General features: G+C 44.7%; 17 protein-coding genes. 4 read left to right on the forward strand and 13 right to left on the reverse strand.

Annotation, left to right across the window (positions count from 1 at the left end):
* Positions 1-341: 341 nt before the first annotated feature.
* Positions 342-1,724, forward strand: a complete 1,383-nt coding sequence (locus FDP09_RS23515) for a sigma-54-dependent transcriptional regulator (protein ID WP_137404872.1) — start codon at positions 342-344, stop codon at positions 1,722-1,724.
* A gap of 20 nt (positions 1,725-1,744) precedes the next feature.
* Here FDP09_RS23515 and FDP09_RS23520 read toward each other — a convergent pair whose 3' ends face one another.
* From FDP09_RS23520 to FDP09_RS23545, 7 genes are all read right to left on the reverse strand, one after another.
* Entirely contained in the window at positions 1,745-4,291 is a 2,547-nt protein-coding gene (locus tag FDP09_RS23520) for a hybrid sensor histidine kinase/response regulator (protein ID WP_137404873.1), read from the reverse strand.
* Positions 4,292-4,335: 44 nt separating this feature from the next.
* A complete protein-coding gene (locus FDP09_RS24140; RefSeq protein WP_229683475.1) occupies positions 4,336-4,752 on the reverse strand; it encodes a hypothetical protein in 417 nt (138 codons plus the stop codon).
* An 18-nt stretch (positions 4,753-4,770) separates the two neighbouring features.
* Entirely contained in the window at positions 4,771-4,977 is a 207-nt protein-coding gene (locus FDP09_RS24145; protein ID WP_229683474.1) for a hypothetical protein, read from the reverse strand.
* Positions 4,978-5,094: 117 nt separating this feature from the next.
* Positions 5,095-6,465, reverse strand: coding sequence for a cystathionine beta-synthase (locus FDP09_RS23530; protein ID WP_137404874.1), 1,371 nt, complete (start codon positions 6,463-6,465; stop codon positions 5,095-5,097).
* Between the two features lie 79 nt (positions 6,466-6,544).
* Entirely contained in the window at positions 6,545-7,468 is a 924-nt protein-coding gene (locus FDP09_RS23535; protein WP_137404875.1) for an aspartate carbamoyltransferase catalytic subunit, read from the reverse strand.
* 2 nt (positions 7,469-7,470) lie between these two features.
* Positions 7,471-8,022 (reverse strand): bifunctional pyr operon transcriptional regulator/uracil phosphoribosyltransferase PyrR, encoded by a 552-nt coding sequence (pyrR, locus tag FDP09_RS23540; RefSeq protein ID WP_137404876.1) that lies wholly within the window; start codon positions 8,020-8,022, stop codon positions 7,471-7,473.
* A 111-nt stretch (positions 8,023-8,133) separates the two neighbouring features.
* Positions 8,134-9,744 (reverse strand): transcriptional regulator, encoded by a 1,611-nt coding sequence (locus FDP09_RS23545; RefSeq protein ID WP_229683473.1) that lies wholly within the window; start codon positions 9,742-9,744, stop codon positions 8,134-8,136.
* A gap of 113 nt (positions 9,745-9,857) precedes the next feature.
* Between FDP09_RS23545 and FDP09_RS23550 the strand changes: the two genes are divergently transcribed.
* Positions 9,858-11,564 (forward strand): helix-hairpin-helix domain-containing protein, encoded by a 1,707-nt coding sequence (locus tag FDP09_RS23550; RefSeq protein WP_137404878.1) that lies wholly within the window; start codon positions 9,858-9,860, stop codon positions 11,562-11,564.
* An 8-nt stretch (positions 11,565-11,572) separates the two neighbouring features.
* Positions 11,573-11,860, forward strand: a complete 288-nt coding sequence (locus FDP09_RS23555; RefSeq protein ID WP_137404879.1) for a hypothetical protein — start codon at positions 11,573-11,575, stop codon at positions 11,858-11,860.
* Between the two features lie 69 nt (positions 11,861-11,929).
* Here the strand turns inward: FDP09_RS23555 and FDP09_RS23560 are convergent, their stop codons facing one another.
* A complete protein-coding gene (locus tag FDP09_RS23560; protein WP_137404880.1) occupies positions 11,930-12,121 on the reverse strand; it encodes a cold-shock protein in 192 nt (63 codons plus the stop codon).
* Positions 12,122-12,206: 85 nt separating this feature from the next.
* Between FDP09_RS23560 and FDP09_RS23565 the strand changes: the two genes are divergently transcribed.
* Positions 12,207-12,692, forward strand: a complete 486-nt coding sequence (locus FDP09_RS23565; protein WP_137404881.1) for a SixA phosphatase family protein — start codon at positions 12,207-12,209, stop codon at positions 12,690-12,692.
* Positions 12,693-12,743: 51 nt separating this feature from the next.
* Here FDP09_RS23565 and FDP09_RS23570 read toward each other — a convergent pair whose 3' ends face one another.
* The 5 genes from FDP09_RS23570 to rseP all read right to left on the reverse strand — a co-directional run bounded on the left by FDP09_RS23570 (position 12,744) and on the right by rseP (position 20,164).
* A complete protein-coding gene (locus FDP09_RS23570; protein WP_137404882.1) occupies positions 12,744-13,469 on the reverse strand; it encodes an SDR family NAD(P)-dependent oxidoreductase in 726 nt (241 codons plus the stop codon).
* Positions 13,470-13,488: 19 nt separating this feature from the next.
* Positions 13,489-14,895 (reverse strand): ATP-dependent protease ATPase subunit HslU, encoded by a 1,407-nt coding sequence (hslU, locus tag FDP09_RS23575; protein WP_137404883.1) that lies wholly within the window; start codon positions 14,893-14,895, stop codon positions 13,489-13,491.
* A gap of 190 nt (positions 14,896-15,085) precedes the next feature.
* Positions 15,086-17,569: an endopeptidase La gene (gene lon / locus FDP09_RS23580; protein ID WP_137404884.1), complete on the reverse strand. Its 2,484-nt coding sequence runs from the start codon at positions 17,567-17,569 to the stop codon at positions 15,086-15,088.
* A 384-nt stretch (positions 17,570-17,953) separates the two neighbouring features.
* Positions 17,954-18,265: a hypothetical protein gene (locus FDP09_RS23585; RefSeq protein WP_137404885.1), complete on the reverse strand. Its 312-nt coding sequence runs from the start codon at positions 18,263-18,265 to the stop codon at positions 17,954-17,956.
* A gap of 579 nt (positions 18,266-18,844) precedes the next feature.
* Entirely contained in the window at positions 18,845-20,164 is a 1,320-nt protein-coding gene (gene rseP, locus FDP09_RS23590; protein WP_137404886.1) for an RIP metalloprotease RseP, read from the reverse strand.

Consider the following 20,164-nt stretch of genomic DNA (forward strand, 5'->3'; position numbering starts at 1 on the left):
TGAGCGGTTCGCAGGATACACCAATAAAATAATTTTAACATCAATAAAAATAATTTACTAGGAACATTTCTTTAAAAAAAACAAATTTCAAGCTATAAAAAGCAATATTCAATACAAGTATAAAAACAGCCATTTTCCCGTAAAAAAAGCCATATTTTTTTATTAAAAGCTTATAAAAATATTAATTACTTTAGCAGATATAAACGTTGCCAATAGAAATCACACAAGCCCTGCCTTGGGCTATTTACTGACGCTATACTCACCAACAAAAGCGAAAAAAGGCAATATTTAATTTATGGCACAGTTTCAGCTGTGTTTACCTGTTATAGAATATTTGACTTATGGCAAATGCAAAAATACTTCTGATTGAGGATGATTTGACCTATTCCAAAATCATTAAGAATTTTCTGGAGAAAAACGAATACGAGGTGGACCAAACCGCCAAGATCAATGAAGCATTTTTGATGCTGGACAAGAAATCGTATGACCTGATCATTACTGATTACAGATTACCAGACGGGACGGGAATGGAAGTACTGGAGAACGTTGTTCATAATAAAAAGAATACCAGGGTCATCCTGATCACCAATTATTCTGATATTAGGACAGCTGTCCGCTCCATGAAACTCGGAGCAATAGAGTATATCACCAAACCGATTAATCCAGATGAACTGCTTACGACAGTAAATGAAGCACTGAAGTCTCCTCCTACCAGAGGAGTTCCGGAAGACCAAGCCCCAAAAGCTGAAAAAACCGTAAAGAGCTCCTCCAAAAGCCAGGTAAATGACGCATATGTGGTCGGAAAAAGCCCCGAATCCTTACAGCTTGAGCAGTACATTTCGCTCGTAGCGCCTACGGAGATGAGCGTGGTAGTATTGGGCGAAAGCGGTACGGGCAAGGAATTCATTTCAAAACGTATCCATGAAAAATCTAAACGCTCCAGCGGTCCCTTTGTGGCCATTGACTGCGGCTCATTGTCCAAAGAACTCGCGGGAAGCGAATTGTTCGGCCACGTAAAAGGAGCCTTCACCGGTGCCCTTGACAATAAAACCGGCCATTTCGAAATGGCAAACGGCGGAACGATATTTCTCGATGAGATCGGTAACTTGAGCTATGAAGTGCAGATAAAGCTGCTCAGGGCTATCCAAGAAAGAAAAATCCGTAAAATCGGAGGCACTAAAGATATCCCCATAGATGTAAGAATCATCGTGGCCACCAACGAAGACTTGTCCAATGCTGCCAAGAATGGTGAATTCCGCGAGGATCTTTACCACCGTTTGAACGAATTCAGTCTCAAGTCAACGCCGTTACGAGAAAGAGGTGAAGACCTCTTTCACTATGCTGCCATCTTCCTTAAGGATGCCAACCAGTCACTTGGAAAGGAAATCCTAGGATTCAGTGACGATGTCAAGGAAATCTTCAATACCTATAGCTGGCCTGGAAACTTGCGGGAACTTAAAAACATCATCAAGCGGGCAGTACTCCTGACAACAGATGACTATATCCACAAGGAATCGCTCCCCGTGGATCTTTTATTGCCGGAAAACTCTAGTTCGCAAAAGAGCAATACCAATGACTTAAAATCCTCCTTTGAAGTGCAGGAAAAAGCCATGATCATAAAAACGCTCAACGAGGTGAAGCACAACAAGTCAAAGGCTGCTAAAATCCTTAACATCGACCGTAAAACACTTTATAACAAAATCGAAAAATACGGTATCGATTAAAAAAACTAACCAATACACCATCAAGATACCCTTGTGAACAACTGGAAATCTGCCAAGATCTGATCCAGCACCACAAGGGTTTCTTTTTTTATCCTATCTACCATAGCGGGAGCACTAGCAGTATTACCTTCCTTCAGGTCATATTCCAACCCTCTCGCCAAGGTACTTGACTTGATCTTCAGCTGTCCCAATCGACTACCAAGCTTATGGGCTATCTCCAGCAATTGCTCCCAATCTTCGCGCGCACAAGCCTGGCCCAGATCGACGAGGTCCATGCTGGTACTTGAACAAAAATCAATCAATACCTCCTTCAGCATTTCCTCATCGTTCATACAGAACTTGGCGATGTCCTCCACCGAATACGGTTTGGTAGATGGAAGGTCATCTTGATTGACATTCGCATGTTTCACATCATGGGGAACGGACTCCAGCTTAAGCACTTTCCCGATCCTTTTGACCAAATCCTTCTCCTTGAATGGCTTGAGAACGATCGCATCAAACCCAGCATCTGAAAGCTGATCCTTTTCTTTGGCAAATACATTGGCCGTAATAGCGATAGAAGGCAGGTCCTTGTATCCATACTTTCCCCTTATCAGCCGCAAAGTATCATATCCTGTTACTTCTGGCATCTGCACATCCAACAAGGCAAGATCCAAAGGTACTTGCTTAAACTCATCCCTGACTTTTATTCCTCCAAGGTAGTCATAGACGTTCGCACCATTGCTTTCAAGTAAGAGCTTCGCAAATTTCAACCCTACCGAATCGTCATCCACTAATAGCACATTCAATCCACTCAGGTCATACCAACTGCCGACCTCTTCTTCTTTTACCGCTGCCTCAGTAGGTCTTACGGGAATTTTCACCTTAAATTCCGTCCCTTCTCCCGGGTGGCTCTCCAATGAGATTTTACCTTTCAGCAAATCAAGCATCCGCTTGACAATTGCCAACCCCAGGCCGGTCCCGCCATAGCGCCGATTGATCGAGCCATCGCCTTGGTTAAATTCCTTGAAAATATTCTCCTTGAACTCGGCAGTCATACCAATACCGGTATCTTTGACATTGACCAGTAGAAAATCCTTTTCATAGGCAATTTTCACGGCCACCATCCCTTCTTCTGTAAACTTCAGTGCGTTACTTATCAAATTATTCAGGATCTGTCGAATCCTGAGTTCATCACCCAACAACCATTTTTCTTCCGGCAGCTCTATCGTCCACACAAAATCTATCTGCTTTTCCTTTGCCTTCAACTCAAAGGAATTCTTAATGGCCTTAAAAAGTACCTGGGGATCAAAAGGTGCATTTTCCACGGTGATCTTTCCCGCCTCCAATTTGGAAAGATCCAATATATCATCGACGATTCCAGAGAGGGTTTCGGCAGCAAACCCCACCATGTTTACATAATCTTCCTGATCCTTGGTCATTGAAGTCTTCCGAATAGCTTCATTATAGCCCTGGATGGCATGGAGGGGATTCCTGATTTCATGGCTCATATTGGCCAAAAAGTTCTGCTTTGCCTTTGCCAATTTATCAGACCTGACTTTCGCACGCTCGAGTTCGAAACGCTTGCTCTCGTCCTTGTTAATTTCAGTAAGAATGCTGTAGATAAAGGCTGATGAGCCCACAATCCCCACAAAAATAATGACGCCCAATAAAATGGCCACGTCAAAGGCCAACGCGTAGAGGGAAGCGTTTTTCTGCTCCACTTCGGCCAGTGCATCATACTGGAGGTTTGAAATAACCGTCTGCGTATCTTCGATTAGTGCTCGGTTCTTTTGGTTCAGCTCTCTTTCGAGTTCTGCCAGATTGGAGCGGAGGTGCTGCTCCTCATAATTGATGTTTACCAAAAACTGCTTTACCGCATATAAAACAGAATCAGAATAACTGGAATTGGCCTCACTTATGGTATCCTGCTCATCTACTTTTGGCCTAAACTGCTGAAACATATCACGCAGGTTTTCCACTTCTGCCTCTGTCATGAGGTTACCGTCCTTGAAGTTCTCCTCTACATTGACTTTCTTTTGCGCGGGAGAGTCCAGCCTTCCTTTTGCCCTTCTTATTTTGTGGTCAAAGCGAATTTTCCCTAAATTCTGCAACCGGTTGATCTCCTCCTGTCGCTTTATTTTAGTTTCCAGGTTTTTGAGTGCTTCGCGGCTAAAATTCCTGTTGATCAGGTTTTGCTTCACCTCTCGAAGCCCGTTGTACACAACCACAAGCTCATTTATATTATAGTTGATTTGCTTTAAATGGTTGATTTCAACAGTGTCATTGGCAAATTGCTCAAGATAATTCAGCTTTTTCTCGATCTTATCCAAGTAATTGACCGCAACAGAAGTGTCGTTCTCAGGCTCGAAGTTTCCCTTCACCTTATCCAATTGATAAACATCGGCGAGAAGGGCATTGAGCTCTTGCATCCGGTCACTGGGCTCGGAAAGGGTCTCCACCGTGTCAAGCAACTTATTAAGGCTGAAATAAGTCACTGCCCCTACACTCAGCACCAGCATTATGGCGAGCATAAACCCAATGATTACCTTTTTTCTTGCTTTATGAGTGGTTTCTGTTGATTTCACAATACCCTGAATTTCAGCAAAGTTTTACACAAAAACAATACCAGCTAAACTTCCGTTGGCTCTTCGGCCAAAGCTCCTTCCGTAACCGTCTCGAAGGCACAATAGGCGACATAAAAAGATAACGGAATGGTGACAAACACCCCAACGAATATCATTGCCCCAAGGACATTGAGAACAATTAACGAAATGACCAAAAGGAAAAACTTCCACCAATTTTTGGTCACCACCTTTCTACTATATTCCAGCGAGTCCCAAAAATCCAGCCCCGCAAAAATATGCAGCAAAATGGCCAGGAAATAACCCACCATCAAGTAAACACCCGGTACGATGAGCAGTATCAATCCCACAGAAACCAGTATCTGGCCGATCAACCAAATCAAAATGATCGGAATATAGTAGGAAAACCCCTGAAAGAAATCAGTATAGGCGATTGCTTCATTGGCCTTGAGCTTATTGGCCACTAAGTAAAATCCGGAAAATTAAGGCCCCGCCAAAAACACACTGAACAGCAGCGCATATTCCTTTAGGTATAGTAAAAACAACAGTTCTAATGAGATCACAAATCCAGTGTAACCAATAGAAAAAACGGGCTGCTGCTTAAACAGTGTCCATCCTTCCATGAAAACTGTCTGAATATCAAAATCATAGCCTCTTTCTATAAGCTTATTAAGCTGTAACTTCGTCATAGGTGATAGGTGATGGATCAAGTATTAAAGCACAAATCTCTAATAAAAAATTAAATATCACCATTTTACCCCATATTTCCTACGTTACATTTATGGCCAAATAAAATGACCCATCGCCTATCCTTTAGTTATGGCCTCCAGTATATCATGCTTGGTGATGATGTGGATTTGGTGCATGTCGTCCCTTACCAAAACGGCCTTATCCTTGTCCACCATAGAAGACAGTACATCCAGCGTACTGTCCAATGCCACAAACTTCATCGAATCTTCCATCACCTCCTCTACGGATGCATCTTTTAAGGCTGGGTTTTGAATGATCTTGGTTAACAACTTGGTATCGGTAAGGCTTCCTATGACATTACCGTCCTCCACTACTGGAATTTGGGAAACAGATCTTTCGTTCATCACATGAATCGCAGCTTTTACTTTTTCTCCTTTTATTGCCACCACCAGTTCATACGCTCCATTTCTACTGGAAATAATATCACGTGCCGTTCCGAAGGTATTATCCTCCAAAAACCCGTGGTTTTTCATCCAATCGTCATTATACACCTTACCAAGATATCGGGTACCATGATCTGGCAAGATAATGACCATCGTATCATCCTCCTTCAGGTTTTGGCGGGCATACTCCAAGGCACCGTGTACCGCCGAACCACATGACCAACCTACAAAAAGCCCTTCCTCCCTGGAAAGCCTTCTGGTCATCACGGCCGAATCCTTATCGGTCACCTTCACAAAGTGGTCAATCACTGAAAAATCAACATTGGCCGGTAGAATATCCTCTCCTATGCCCTCCGTAAGGTAGGGATAGATTTCGTTCTCATCAAACTCCCCGGTCTCCTTGTATTTCTTGAATACAGAACCATAAGTATCGATCCCCACTGAAACAATGGATGGATTCTGTTCTTTGAGGTACTTGGCCGTACCGCTCATGGTACCTCCAGTGCCTACCCCTGCTGCAAAATGGGTGATTTTGCCTTCTGTGTCCCTCCAAATTTCCGGCCCGGTGGTTTCATAATGTGCTTTCCAGTTGGAGAGGTTATCGTATTGATTGGGATAGAATGAATTGGGAATATCATTATTAAGCTTTTTGGCAACGGAATAATAAGAGCGTGGATCATCCGGTGCCACATTGGTAGGGCAGACCACCACCTCTGCCCCCATGGCTTTGAGGACGTCTATTTTTTCCTTGGACTGCTTATCCGCCATCGTAAAAATACACTTATAACCCCGGGCAATCCCCACCAAAGCCAATCCCATTCCGGTATTGCCGCTTGTCCCCTCGATAATCGTTCCCCCAGGTTTTAGGATACCCGCTTTTTCGGCATCATCAATCATCTTGATCGCCATTCGATCTTTCACCGAGTTGCCGGGATTGAAATATTCTACCTTCACGTAAACCTTTCCTTTGATGCCTTTATTGAGCTTATTCAGCCTTATCAAAGGAGTATCGCCAATAGTGTCGATGATCGAATTGTATATCATTTTTTGCTAGGATTAATTCTTTACGACAATTTACAAATATTTTTCAGTTGGGACGATCGTATGGTATTTTCTAACACTATTATTTCACCCCTGCCAGCAAGTACAAGACGGCCATCCTGATCGCTACACCGTTTTCCACCTGGTTGAGGATAATGGAATGCTCGCTGTCCGCTACATCAGAATTAAGCTCTACTCCCCTATTGATGGGGCCTGGGTGCATGATGACAATTTCCTTGTCCAACTGGTCAAGGAGCTTTTTATCCACGCCATAATAAAGGGAATATTCACGGAGAGAAGGGAAATACTTGATCTGCTGTCTTTCCAATTGAATCCGCAGTACATTGGCCACATCGCACCATTCCAAGGCTTTTTTGACATCAAGTTCCACCTTCACGCCAAGACTGGAAATGTATTTTGGCAATAAGGTAATGGGGCCACAGACCATCACTTCCGCTCCTAGCTTCTGCAAGCAGAAAATATTAGAGAGAGCCACCCTAGAATGAAGGATATCGCCAATGATTGCTACTTTTTTACCAGCCACATCTCCAAGTTTCTCACGGATAGAAAAAGCATCCAATAAGGCTTGGGTCGGGTGCTCATGGGTACCGTCCCCAGCATTGACTATATTGGCGTTGATATTTTGCGAAAGGAATTGGGGGGCTCCAGGGCTGCTATGGCGCATCACCACCATATCCACCTTCATGGAGAGGATATTGTTCACCGTATCCACTAAGGTTTCCCCTTTCTTTACGGAACTGTTACTGGAGGAAAAATTGACCACGTCTGCTGAAAGCCTTTTCTCTGCCAACTCAAATGACAGCTTTGTTCGTGTGGAGTTTTCGAAAAATACATTAGCAATGGTGATGTCTCGTAGCGAAGGAACTTTCTTGATCGGTCGGTTGATAACCTCCTTAAAGTTATCCGCAGTCTCGAAAATCAGTTGGATATCCTGTTCATTCAGTCCCTTGATACCCAATAAATGTTTGGTACTTAGCTGTTGCATTCTTAGCTTTTAACTTCTTTTTCGGTTATCCAAATCGCATCCTCCTCAAATCCATTCAACGCCCATTCCACACTGACATACTGGCTTTCCAAGGTATTGACCTCTCGACCACAATAATCTGGTTTTATGGGATAATCACGTGTATATTTCCTATCTATAAGCACCATCAACTCGACTTTTTTGGGTCTTCCAAAGGCGATCATGGCATCCATCGCGGCACGTGCAGAACGTCCCTTAAAAAGCACGTCATCTACTAGCACCACATGCTTGTTCTCTATTAAAAAATCAATTTTCGTCTCGTTTGCCTTGAGAGGGATATTCCTCCTGCGAAAATCATCACGATGAAAGGTGGCATCCAAATAACCGGACGGTACCCTCACCCCACTGATTTCCTCAAGCCGCTTCTCCAACCGGTCCAACACCAACACTCCTCTAGGCTGCAATCCCAAGAGCACTGTATTGTCAAAATCATCATGATTTTCAATCAACTGGTAGCAAAACCGGTCCAGTATGATTGAAATTTGTTTTTGGTCTAAGACAAGTCTTTTTTGCATAACTGTGATTTGAGCACAAATATAGAAATAAATTGTCAGCCTTGACCGCTTCACTACGAGAATTACAGGACAATGGACCTCCCCAATTGGCAAGCCACACCTCCATCTTCCTTATTGCGCTTCCTCGTCCTCCTTCATTAGGCTGGCATCTGCACGAATTTTGGTCATAAAAAAAACTTCTCGGATCTCCTCTTTACCTGATTCACTCAGGTACCTGATCCGCTGCTTCCCTGAGAGCAAAAAATAATCTTTGTACCACCAGCTAAGTGAAAGGCTTTCACCCTGTGTGTCTTTTATCCTCTCATCCTCATCGATCAGGACAAGGTCAACTTCTTCATTTTCCAGCTCAATTTCCCCATTATGCAAATAGCTCAATTGCAGTTTGGTATCATCCAAATAGAGATAATAAAGATTGCTTCCGTCAAAACTGACTTCACCATATTTCCCAGGATTGGTCGTGGTCACATCTTCCAGCGACAGGGAATTGTCCCACAGCAATTTACCCTCCCTATCCAATAGCAAAAATTGGGCGGCCATAAATTTATATTCGTTATTGGACATCACATCCGTCCCGGGATAATACCACGGATATCCACCGGGAACCACCCTGTTTCGCATGCTCAGTGGAGCATAGCGGTAAAAATCACTGCTATACATCATATCCCGTGGCGAAAACCTCCCCGAACTGGTCAGATAATAGTCATTGTACACCAAAAAATAATTTTTACCCGCCACTATTTCCCGGGTCACCAATGTATTTGGCAGTACCAAATCCCTTTCCTTTTCGATGTCCCTGGCCAGTTTTCGTTCCCTTCGTTCTTTTTGCTTCTCCGGAAGGTAATTATAAAAGTGCTGAAAATCCGCCAAGGTCAAAAATTTGTTTTCATACTCACCAAATTCATTGATTCTTGAAAAATACACGCCCATATTGGGGTCTCTTTTTCGCTGCCCATAAGGTCCTATGAGCACTTGGCTGTAATCATCCATCGGCGTCAGGATGCCCTCGACGATCTCCAAGTCAGGCCTATTTTCCGGCTCCACCTTTACTTCCCGAAGCTTATTCCCCTCCATATCAAAAGTCATGATCGAAAGGCTCCTTTGCTTATAGCGATCCCGCTTGCTCACCAACACATCAAACACTTTTAATTCGGGATCCTTCCTCAATTGAAGGATACTCACTTCATTGGCATACACTCCCTGTACCGTCAGTACACTTCCCGTCTCGGTATCCAACAGCTGGATGGCAGGGCGATAGTCCATCATGCCCATCAAAATGGCCTTTTTGTCCATGATCAAAAACTCCTGGAGTTCCATTTCGAGGATATTGTCCAACTTCACCTCCCTCACTTGGTGATTGGTCAGGTTGATCTCATAGACGATCTTTTCGTTGGAATAGCTTTCCCCTTTCTGAAATAGGGTATAAAGGTATTCGTCATCCAGATCAAACCCGATCAAGTCAAAATAATCTTTCACTGGCACTTCATACACCTGGGTACCACGGAGCTCCCGATCGGTGAAAAAATACTGCAGCCGTTGCTCCAAACTGAATCCTTTTTTGGCTTTTACCCGAAAGGCAATGGTACCATCCTGCGTGGGCAAAACCAGATAGTCACGATCGTCCCACTCTGAGGGAACTTCCGCCCTGCTGACGAACTGCACTTGGGCACTGACATAAATTGGCAAAACCGCCATAAGAAAAAATACCCCTAAGATTTTATTCATTTCTATCCTCATCTTTCTAACTTGATTGTACCTTAAGATAAGGCTAAGTATTTTATTTTAAAACAATAATTACGGACATTTGTCCTTGTATCAAACCCAAACCGACAGAAGCTTTGGACAATAAAAACATTACCAAAATCCTCAAACTCACTTCCCAGCTGATGGAACTCCATGAGGTGAACTCCTTTAAAATAAGAAGTTATACTTCTGCTATCTACTCCATAGACCAAGGCAATGTAAGCCTCGAAAAGTTGGACAAAGAGGCATTGCAGAAAATCAATGGCATTGGAAAAAGCATCGCCGAGGTCATTGTACAGTTACAGGAAACGGGCACTCACGAATACCTGGAAGAACTGCTGAAAGACACGCCCAAAGGGCTCTTGGAGGTTTTGGAAATAAAAGGTCTGGGCCCAAAAAAGATCAAAGTGCTCTGGAAGGAACTAGACATCACCTCAGTCCATGAACTGCTGGAAGCCTGTCAGGCCGGAGAAGTGGCCAAAATAAAAGGATTCGGCCAGAAGACACAGGAAAGCATCATTCAGTCCCTTGAATTCATGGCTTCCAACCAAGGTAAATGGCACTATGCAGATGTGGAAGAACCAGTGGAAACACTCCACAAAGAACTGGTGACTATTTTTGGCGAAGATGCTGTCTCGCTCACGGGAGCATATGCCCGTAAGAACGAAATCATCGAACAGGTAGAATACCTCATCAAAACCGATGACCGCAAAAAGACACTCCAAAAGCTCTCTTCGCTGGATGTCCTCCATCAAGACAAAAAATCCTCAAGCCCCTTCACTTGGCGAGGAAAACTCGGGGAGCGGGACTTAAGCGTAATTTTCTTTATTACATCCCCCTCCAATTTTGTAAATGAACAATTGCTTCGCAGCTCAAGCCGTGCCCATTTGTTATCGCCAATGGATGATGGCAAACCCCTCGGCAGCTTTTTCAAAACCGGAAATTTCGATAACCAAGAAGCCGCTTATAAAGAGGCAGGACTGGCATATGTGCTTCCCGAGCTGCGTGAAGGACAATTCGAAATCCCCCTTGCCAAAGAAAATAAATTGCCGACCTTACTTGAAGAAAAGGATCTCAAGGGAATCCTACACAACCACTCCACCTACAGTGACGGCAAACATACCTTAAAAGAAATGGCACAATACTGCCAAGAACTAGGCTATGAATACCTTGGAATCTCCGATCACAGCAGGACGGCCATGTATGCTGGTGGCCTGGACATTGACAAGGTGGCGCAGCAGCAAAAAGAAATCACCAGCCTTAACAAGGAAATGGCTCCCTTTCAGATTTTCAGCGGCATCGAGAGTGATATCCTTGTGGACGGTAGCCTTGATTATCCTGACGACGTACTGGACTCTTTTGACTTTATCGTTTCATCCATCCACAGTGGCCTGAGCATGACGCGAAAAAAAGCCACTGCAAGGCTGATCAAAGCCATTGAAAATCCCTACACCACCATTTTGGGACACCCTACCGGTCGTCTGCTGCTACGAAGGGAAGGCTATCCAATCGACCATAAAGCCATCATAGACGCCTGCGCCGAAAACAATGTCGTCATCGAGATCAACGCCAACCCGTGGCGGCTGGACTTGGACTGGAGGTGGGTCCATTACGCCATGGAAAAAGAGGTCATGCTCTCCATAAATCCGGACGCCCATGAAAAAAACGGCTATTTCCATATGAAATACGGAGTACTGACAGGCAGAAAAGGCGGGCTGACAAAAGCCATGACACTAAATGCCTTGAGCGGAAAAGAAATCGGGGAATATTTCGCTAAAAGAAAAGAGAAAATCAATAAATAACCGGTTATATGAGTTGGATGGATAAAGACCCCAGCAAGCTGCTCCAGCGATGTTTCATCATTGGATTGATAGGCATCATCTTATGTATCGTCCCCCTAGCCAATAAGGTCATGGCCGTTTTTGACCCAGCAAAGCTGGCCTTCCTCAACGGCTTCGGACTTTTGGCGCAGCTGCTTGCCCTCAGCATTGCTGTGTATGTTTTACGCATGAGAAAGATCGCCGAAGGCCCAAAGGACAAAGCAAAAAGCCTGATCATCGTCTTGGCAGTGTCCTTGATATTTTTCATCTTGCAATAGCCACTGGGACAAAAAGAAAAGGGAGCCTCCGAACAAGACTCCCTTTTCATTAAAAAAATGACTGAAATACTATGATTTTCTCACATTTATAGCGTTCAATCCTTTTTTTCCTTCCTTGACATCATAAGACACCTTGTCATTTTGAGCTACTTTTTCTTCTAGTCCAGTAGCATGGACAAAGACGTCATTTTGAGACTCGTCATCAATAATGAAACCGAATCCTTTGGCCTCATTATAAAATTTCACTTTTCCGGTAAGCATAATAATCAATTGTTAGTGGTTAAATGAAACAACAAACTATAAAATTTCACCTAAAAATCAAACTGATTTTTCGTATCTTTTAACAATGAAAAGTTTAATTATTTATAGACACGCCAAGTCATCGTGGGACGATCCCTATATGGACGATCACAAAAGGCCGCTTGCCATTAGAGGGTTGAGAGATGCTCCCCGCATGGCACAAAGACTCAAAAAACGAGGAGTTTCACCAGATTATTTCCTCTCTTCCGATGCCGAAAGAGCAAAGGCCACCGCATACATCACAGCAGAACACCTCCATTTTTCCAAAACGGACGTGATACTCTCTTCCTCCCTTTATCACGCCACTGCCAACACTATCCTAAAAGCCGTCCGTAAAATCCCAAACGACAAACATACCGTCTTGGTCTTTGGCCATAATCCCGGCTTCAATGAACTCATCGAAAAACTGGGTGGTGAAATCGATAACCTCCCTACCTGCGGACAGTTTGGGTTTACATTTGAGGTGGATGACTGGATGGCCACTGGTCCTGATAATGCGGAAATTTGGTTTGTGGACTATCCGAAAAAATAAGTGAATTTCAATTGTGGTAATCTTGCCTTACGCATCTGGAGATCAAAAAAGCTAAAACATCCTCACATCCTGCAGCACATCGCCAAAATCACCCTCATGATCCAATAAGTACATCACCTTTTGGGCCACCGCATCAGGGGACGTCAGTTCTTGGTTTTCCTTAAAAGATTTGAACTTGCTCAAATTACTAAAATCTTCCTCTTTTGCAGCCCTGATATCGGCCTGCATGGGAGTGTCAACTATGCCAGGAGAAAGGGCAAAATAACGAATACCGTAGCCCTTAAGGTCACTTTCCTCTTGGGCCACAAAGGTCAAGCGGTTAAGCGCAGCCTTCGAACTGCTGTAACCAGACCAGCCATCCATATTCTTCTCCGCGGCTCCAGAAGAGATGTTCACAACAGTTTTCTTCAACGACCTGCCCCCAAACGTATGGACAAATGCATTCATCAAGATTGCCGGGGCGACCACATTGACGGCATGGATGGTAGCTATGCCAGTTGGATCCAAACGGCCAATGGGTGCAATCTCCCCTATCCAGCCGGCATTGTTGATTAATACTGCTTTTTCAAAATCTCCCTCTGGGAAGACCGCTGCCAACTTACCGGACAGCTCCTCAGAATGGGCGAGATCCAAACTATGGTGCTTAAAATTACCTGTTTCTTCCATAGGTGATCGGGAAATTCCGACCACCATATTTTCCTTATCGGCCAAGAGCACCTCTAAAAGAGTCTTGCCCAATCCTTTGCTACATCCAGTCAAGATATACAGGTTTTTCATTCCTTCTGGGATTTTATATTTAAAGGATATATTGTGACAAGTCCTTGTTTTGGGCCAAGGAGCTCAAACGTTCCCCGACCATGTCCTTGGTCACCATGATCTTGGCATTGGCTTCGATGGTGTCCGGAACATCAAACAGGAAGTCATTGAGCAAATGGCTCATCACCGTGTGTAATCTCCTGGCACCAATATTCTCCACGTCTTCATTGATTTTAAAGGCGATCCGCGCGATTTCTTCGATTGCATCATCGGTATATTCCAGTGACACATCTTCTGCTTCAAAAAGCGCCTGATATTGCTTGGTCAGGGCGTTTTTGGGCTCTCTCAGTATCCTACTGAAATCCTCCTGCGTCAGGCTGTCCAGCTCTACACGAATCGGAAAGCGTCCTTGTAGCTCAGGAATAAGATCGGAGGGCTTGCTGACATGGAAAGCCCCCGCAGCGATAAACAGCACGTGGTCGGTATGAACGAGTCCGTACTTGGTATTGACGGCACTTCCCTCCACAATGGGCAACAGATCCCGCTGGACACCTTCCCTGCTGACATCAGGTCCACTTCCATTTTTACCGCTCTTGGCCACCTTGTCGATCTCATCGATAAAGATGATGCCGTTGTTTTCTGCCAAATGGATGGCCTCTTCCTTCACTTCATCGAAGTCGATCAATTTGGAAGCCTCTTCTTCCATCAATATTTTCCTGGCTTCGGCAATGGTCACCTTACGTTTTTTGGTCTTCTTGGGCATCATGCCATTGAGCATGTCCTGAAGTCCCGCCATGCTGGCATCATCCATCATGCCATTACCGATCATGCCCACTCCCACGGGGTTTGACTGCTTGACATTGATCTCCACTTTACGCTCCTCTAGCTCACCATTCCTGAGTTTCTCCCGAAACCTTTCCCGGGTCTTTTCATTGAGTTCTTGCTCAGAAGCCTTTTCAGGGTCAAAATCCCCATTACTGGAAGTCGTTTTGGCTCGGCTAGTGCTAAACCCAGGTGACTTCACCGGTGGAATCAAGATGTCCAGCAGGACATCTTCTACATTTTCTGCGGCCTTTTCCTTTACCTCCTCATTTTTGGCTTCTTTGACCAGGTTGATGGATTGCTCTACAAGGTCCCTGACCATACTTTCCACGTCCCTGCCCACATAGCCTACTTCTGTAAACTTGGATGCTTCCACCTTTGTAAAGGGCGCATTGGCCACTTTGGCCAGCCTGCGGGCGATTTCTGTCTTGCCCACCCCTGTGGATCCGATCATCAGGATATTATTGGGAACGATATCCTTCTGCAGGTCACTCTTTACCATCATCCTTCTGATTCGGTTTCGCAGGGCTATGGCCACATTTCGCTTGGCTTCCCGCTGACCAATGATGTATTTGTCCAGTTCTTGGACGATTTGTCTTGGTGTCAAATCATTAATTTCTCTCATAAATTGTCCGTGTCAAGAAATCAGGTCTTGATTCCATGGTTAACATTTATTTCGTTTGCCGTACTACCTCATAAAACATTCAGGTCTTTGTATAGTTCAAACGAACCTGTACTTCGGCTCATTGCCAAACTATCAGCAACAAAAAATAAATCGGCGGGAGCTATTGACCGATCCCGCCGAAATTTCATTATCAGGTGTGTACTGATTTATGGTTTTCCTCGAAGGTAAACTTCACAGGATTGTCCACTTTTTGGTTAAGGAGTGCCAGGTCCAGCACTTCATTTACATTGTCCACAAAATGGAAATTCACTCCTTTCACATAACGCTCGTGAATTTCTTCGATGTCTTTTTGATTACGCTTACACAGGATAATATCTTTGATTCCTGCCCTTTTGGCGGCTAGGATTTTCTCCTTGATCCCTCCCACTGGCATCACCTTGCCCCTAAGGGTGATCTCTCCGGTCATGGCCAGTTTTGCTTTCACCTTTCGCTGGGTGTACAGTGAGGCCAATGCCGTCAGCATCGTGATTCCAGCTGATGGACCGTCTTTTGGCACCGCTCCGGCCGGCACATGGACGTGCAAGTCATACTGGTCAAAGACCCTATTATCAATATTCAACTGATCAGCCTTGGACCTTAGGTAGGACATCGCAGTCATCGCTGATTCTTTCATCACATCTCCCAATTGTCCCGACAGGGTCAGCTTGCCTTTTCCTTTGCTAAGCGAAGATTCCACAAAAAGAATCTCGCCCCCCACGGAAGTCCATGCCAAACCAGTCACTACTCCAGCAACGCTATTGTCTTGGTAGATTTCCTTGTCAAACAGCTCCCCGCCGAGGGTTTTTCTTACCATTTCGGCCGTGATCTTTTTCTGATAATCTTCTTCCATCGCAATGGATTTGGCCACATTCCGGATCACCGTACCTACCTGTCTTTCAAGGTTACGGACACCGGATTCCCTGGTATATCCTTCTATGATTTTTACAATGGCCGCTTTGTCAAAGTTGATATCTTTCGCCTTTAGCCCATGCTCTTTCCGCTGTTTTGGGATCAAGTGCTTTTTGGCGATTTCCACCTTTTCCTCCATGGTATAGCCGGTTACTTCGATCACTTCCATCCGGTCCCGCAGGGCAGGTTGAATACTTTCCAATGAATTGGCAGTAGCGATGAACAGTACCTTGGAAAGGTCATATTCCACCTCGAGGTAATTGTCCACAAAGGCATTATTCTGCTCAGGGTCCAGTACCTCCAAAAATGCCGAGGAAGGATCCCCCCTGAAGTCAGCACTTAATTTATCGATTTCATCCAACACATAGACAGGATTGGATGTTTGTACTTTTTTCATGTTTTGGATTACCTTACCGGGCATCGCACCTACATAGGTCTTCCGGTGACCACGGATCTCTGCCTCGTCGTGCATCCCACCAAGGGACATCCTGATGTACTTTCTGCCCAAGGCTTTTGCGACAGACTTGCCCAAGGAAGTCTTGCCCACACCGGGAGGGCCGTACAAACAAAGGATCGGTCCTTTAAGATCATTTTTCAGCTTGAGCACGGCCAAGTATTCGATGATCCTATCCTTTACTTTTTCCAGACCATGGTGGTCTTTGTCCAGGATTTCCTTGGCACGCTTCAGGTCGAAGTTGTCTTTGGTGAATTCATTCCATGGCAAATCCACCATCAGCTCAGCGTAATTCAGCGCGATAGGGTATTCTGCCGCGGATGGATTGACACGGAGGATCTTGTCAAGCTCTTTTTCAAAGTGCTTGCCCACTTCTTCCGGCCACTTTTTCTTTCGGCCCTTCAGACGAAGTTCCTCCACTTCCTTCTCGGGACCTTCTTCACCAAGCTCCGTCTGTAGGACTTTCATCTGCTGACGCAGGAAATAATCCCGCTGCTGCTGGTCAATGTCGGTATGAACCTTCTTGTGAATCTCACTCTTCAGCTCCAGCATCTGGATATCCTTCATCATAAACTCCAAAAGCAACGTCGCCCTGTCAAGGCCATCATTGATTTCTAGCAGCTTCTGCTTGGCTTCTACAGGAGCATTGATATTTGAGGAAAGAAAATGGGTCAGGAAGGCCGTGTTGTCAATATTGTCCAAGGCTACCTGAGCTTCCCGTGGAATCTCAGGATTGAGCTGTAGGATCTTGGCCGCAGCCTCTTTGAGGGATTCCTCCAATGCTGTGATCTGTTTATTGCCTTCGGGAAAGGTCTCGTCCAGATAATCTACCTTTGCCTGAAAATAAGGATCTTCCGTAATGGTCTCACGGATCTTGAAACGCTTCTTTCCTTGGATAATTATGGTTGTATTACCATCCGGCAAGACGATCATTTTGATGATCTTGGCAATGGTACCCACATGATAGATATCATCCCATCCTGGATCATCGTTGTTTGGATTGGTCTGTGCGCAGACGCCGATCATCTTGTCACCTTTATGGGCTTTTTTGACCAACTTAATCGATCGCTGCCTTCCCACGGTGATGGGGATCACTACCCCTGGGAACAACACCGTGTTCCTTACGGACAGGATCGGAATGTCTTCAGCATAGTCTTCAAGGCGCGACTGCTCGTCCTCCTCATCATCTGTGATCAATTGGATCAAATCTCCTTCTCCCGCAAAATCACCCACGATCAGAGATTGGTATAAGGAACTGTCATTTTTCTTCATATATACAGAATGACTGTTATTTTGTCATAGTTAAACTTACAATAAAAGAACGACCTTTCTACATTTTAAGGCCTATCTATTCAACTCAATGGACATGCCAATAAAAAAAAAGGTACAAATTGGCAGGTTTTTTATCCAAGCGCACATGAATTATCCTGCATTCCTTTAACCCGCATTATGCATTAGGAATCGTCATGAGAGCTGAAACTACAAGAAAATCAGGCTGTTTGGAGATTGAATCATAGCATCGCAATGGTGAAATCGAAAACAGCAGCGAAGCGATTGATTTTGTCCGCCGCGGCGGATCAGGTCGCAATAGATAGGCTAGTGCATAATGCGGGTTCAATGCCGTTTAGTTAAGGGGATTTCCTTCTTTTCATATACCTAAAAGTCCTTTTTTTGATTGACTTTGGCTGGGGAAACCTGATCATCCTGGTGGATTTTATCCTTTTCCTTTTTTCCATTGATGAAAAAAGAAAGAAAAAAATCTAGGCCGGTGGTCTGCCCTTTAAAATGGGACATGGATTTCCCCTGCGACGTGGATCCGTCACCCATTTTAATTTCCACCCGATGGCTACGGCCTAAAAGCGAGTGGGTCTCGCTGTTCCACGACGCGAGCCAACTCACTTTCTTAACGGCCTCCACCATCGGCTGGAAAACAGGCATACCAAGGGCCGTCAAAAGGAAGCGATACATTTTTGGGACTTATTAACTGAATCCGCCTTGCAGGTATTGGACGTTAAGAAATTAAAAAGCGGGTGGGCAAGAAGGCAGGCTTGTTTGACGAAATACTAGCCAAAAAGAATGTTGGCAGCTAAAGAAGGTTTACCTGGCTTTAGATAGGCCTGCTTGGCTTTCGACAGGAGGAGTTTGCCTGCATGAGGGGAGGTTTTAATTTTAGGCCAATACCTGCACACCTGTGCGCCGTGGCGTAGCGGCGGGGTTTTTTGGTTCCTTTTTTGACCTGAAGCAAAAAAGTAACAAAGGTAAAGGGATGAAAACCACCTAGGGATTTAGCTAGAAAAATAACTGCCCAAGGAAAAAATATAGAACCCATATTTTCCAGATACACACTAACTAAACGGCATTAAATGCGGGTTTAACGCAAAAAAGAGGCTGTCTCATCATTGAACAATCCGTCATCATGAGCGGAGCGATCTCGATATGCTTTCAATGCACGTGTGACGAGATTGCTTCTTCCAATATCCATCGGAATCGCCATGACGAGGACTTATGAGACGGCCTCTTTATAGATTTTTGCTGATAGGGATTAAATCAGTCTCCCGTAAATAGCTTCAAGATATCGTTTCCGATTGCAAACACCATTAAGGCCAGCAACAATACCATGCCGACCTTTTGGGCATTTTCGAGGAATTTTTCGGAAGGGCTCCTTCCAGAAATCATTTCATAAAGCAAAAACACCACATGGCCACCGTCCAATGCAGGAATTGGCAGTAGGTTCATAAAGGCCAAAATCATAGAAATCAATCCCGTTATGCTCCAAAACTTCACCCAATCCCATCGACTTCCGTAAATCTTTGCCATCCCGATCGGTCCACTGACATTTCTGGTGGACACCTCACCGGTAAACATCTTGCCCAAGGCTTTGGCATTCACAATCACTACGCTAAAGGCCTTTTCTGTTCCTTTGAAAATCGATTCGTTCAGGCTGTACTGCTTTCTTACCGGCTCGATGAGGTAGTTAACCTGAATGCCTATGATGCCGTCCTTAGGAATATCCGCATTTGCTTGCATCTGCTGTCCATTTCGCTCATAAGTCAAAGAAACCGACTGCCCGGCGTTTTCCTCCAGCATCCTATGAAAATCCGAAAAATACCGAACCTTATTTCCATTTACCGCTACAATTTTATCTCCATTCCGAAGGCCTATTTCAGCGGCCGGGGTTCCCTTAAACGATTCATCCACCGTAAAAGGCAGTCCTATATCAATGAAATTTGACATGGCTTCCTGATTGGAGAAGGAATTGATAAAACCCCTTGGAATGTCTATCTGGATGATTTCACCATCCCGCTCCACGGTATAATATCCGTTTTCACTCAGTAACACATCTCCACTTGACAGGTCGGAAAGGCTTTGATAGGTATGGCCATTGACATCCAATATCTTATCGCCATCTTGGAAGCCGATCTGCTTGCCAATATCGTAGGCCACGATACCATGCTCGATCACCTGATCTCTCGAGAAATAAGTCTCTCCACGATCGTAGGTCAGCGCAATAAAAATCAGCACTCCTGTGATCACATTGACAATGATACCTCCCAGCATCACAATCAGACGCTGCCAAGCTGGTTTTGCCCTGAACTCCCATGGCTGGGGCTCGGAAGAAAGCTGCTCAGTATCCATCGACTCATCGACCATTCCTGTAATCTTCACAAATCCCCCCAAAGGAATGGCTCCTAAGGAATATTCCGTTTCACCATATTTGAACCCAATAATTTTGGGAGGGAATCCGATCGAAAATTTCTCCACCCTCATGCCAAACATTTTGGCTGCCAACATGTGGCCTCCCTCGTGCAACCCCACAAGAATAGATAATCCCAACAAAAGCTGGCCTATCATTATCAAAGTATCCAT

Origin of the sequence: Echinicola rosea, assembly GCF_005281475.1 — a bacterium.
Taxonomy (GTDB): Bacteria; Bacteroidota; Bacteroidia; order Cytophagales; family Cyclobacteriaceae; genus Echinicola; species Echinicola rosea.